General features: G+C 47.2%; 2 protein-coding genes. Both read left to right on the top strand.

Annotation, left to right across the window (positions count from 1 at the left end; genetic code table 11):
• A partial coding sequence (locus O3603_RS11990) for a hypothetical protein (protein ID WP_371523047.1) occupies positions 1-215 on the top strand: 215 nt, incomplete at its 5' end.
• A gap of 66 nt (positions 216-281) precedes the next feature.
• Positions 282-1,547, top strand: coding sequence for a hypothetical protein (locus tag O3603_RS11985; protein WP_371523046.1), 1,266 nt, complete (start codon positions 282-284; stop codon positions 1,545-1,547).
• The last annotated feature ends 318 nt before the right edge of the window (positions 1,548-1,865 follow it).

Genomic DNA, 1,865 nt, shown 5'->3' with positions numbered 1-1,865 from the left:
CGGGGGTGAGACATTTCTCCACATGGAAGAAATGGTTAAACGATTCTTTGCTGTGGCATTTTGAACACGGAATACACAGATGGCACGAAGGCGCGAAGCGACACAGAGCTCCTAAAGGAACATGGGAATCCACAGAAGCTGACGCCCTCTTTGTTTTCAAACATTGGTCTTCACTCCCCTCTCCATTCGGAGAGGGGTCGGGGGTGAGGCTGTAGTTGGGGCGGGGGTGAGGCTGTAGTTGGGTAGGAGAGAGGTATTTTCTTTATATTAAAACATTGATAATGAAACATAGAAAAGACATACAGATTCCAGCCTCGGCAACGGACGGGAAGAGGGGAGATAGTAGGGTAGCAATACCTTACAAGATGGCACTTACAGGACAAATCATATTGTATCTCTTTGCTATCGCACTCTTTGTTTTCGGCATTGCAATCATCTATGATGCCGTACAAACAGGCGTTTTGACTACTATTTTACATGGTTCTGCCTCGCTGGACGATTATATCTCCACACTTATGGGGCTTTTCCTCCTCCTTTTTCCAGTATTTGCCATCCTCTATACAAGGCGTGATAAGGTGTATATCTATGAAGATAGAATCGTCAAGGAAAGTCTCTTTGGCACTCGAGTTCTGTTCTTCAATAGTATTGAAAGTGTGCTACCTTCTTACGGGAATGGTATCGAATTCGTACCCTATCAGGGTGCAGGAAAGGAGATAACCTTCGGTGTTTACTATCGAGATTACCATGACGTGGAACGCTGGGCAGGGCGTTATTTCCATAATTACTTCCTCCGTGAGAAGAGAAAAGACCGCCAGTCGATAAGGCAGAATAGCTCTTTAGGAGCCAGCGCAGTCGAACGGCTCAATCAGAACGAACGCAACCGTCTATGGGCACGAGCGGTGAATATCCTTGCAAACATCGTCACCGTCGCCCTCATCTTCGTGCCAATGCCCTATTACCGATACGTCTTTTTGGCGGCAGCAGTTATGCCTTGGCTGGCGAGCATTGTGTTTATCAAGTCGAAAGGAACGGCACTTTTCGATGTATATCGTGATGATACCGACCGCCCAACACTGTTTAGTAGTACCTATTTAGTGTCTTTGGTGCTGTTGTGTTTAGCGTTGCGTGAGAACATCATAGACATTTATCCGCTCATACCCTATATGCTTCTGTGCATTGTTGTGGTCTCTATTCCGTTCCTCTGGTACAACTTCAGTTTCACAAAATCACGCGTGGACAATCCAACCGAGCAGTTTATTTTTGTCCTCTTCTTCGCTATCTTTTATGCGATTGGCACCATCATAACCTATAACGTAGCGTTTGATGACTCCGAACCAGATCATCACATCAGTTATGTGAAGGATAAGTTTGAGACGAGCGGACGCAGTCATGCGTATAAAGTGCGCTTTGCCTCCTGCGGAACGATGCAAGAGGATGGTGAGATAACAGTATCGAAAAAGGAGTATGAGACCTATCAGGAGGGAGATAGAATTGATGTTGACGAGTATAAAGGAGCCTTAGGTGCAGCCTTTTATATGGCTCATTGAGAGGAAGGAACAGCCTCGCCGCCAGGCGATACAGGCTCACCACGAACCCAACTACAGCCTCTCCCCCGCCCCCTCTCCGAATGGAGAGGGGAGTGAAAACCAATGTTTGAAAACAAAGGGGGCGTTTCTTCCATGCAAAGAAAGGCTCTCTTCGAGGCAAGGAAACGCCCTTCTTGCATGAAAGAGAGGCTCTTTTAGATAGAAAGAAGCGTTTTGGGGGAATACATCCCCTCCTTCGGAGGGGCTTGGGGAGGCTTCTCCTTCATACGAGGAAAGCCCCGCTTCGAAGAGAGGGTGGGGGCGTTAGATTCTTTGAAG

The organism is Prevotella sp. 20925_1_30, from assembly GCF_041433025.1.
GTDB classification, from domain to species: Bacteria; Bacteroidota; Bacteroidia; order Bacteroidales; family Bacteroidaceae; genus Prevotella; species Prevotella vespertina.
Note: the sequence above shows the minus strand (reverse complement) of the source record. Positions and strands in the feature narration are given on the sequence as shown.

Coding starts and splice junctions, on each gene's coding strand:
- O3603_RS11985 (WP_371523046.1), top strand. CDS start 282: ATGAAACATAGAAAAGACATACAGATTCCAGCCTCGGCAACGGACGGG.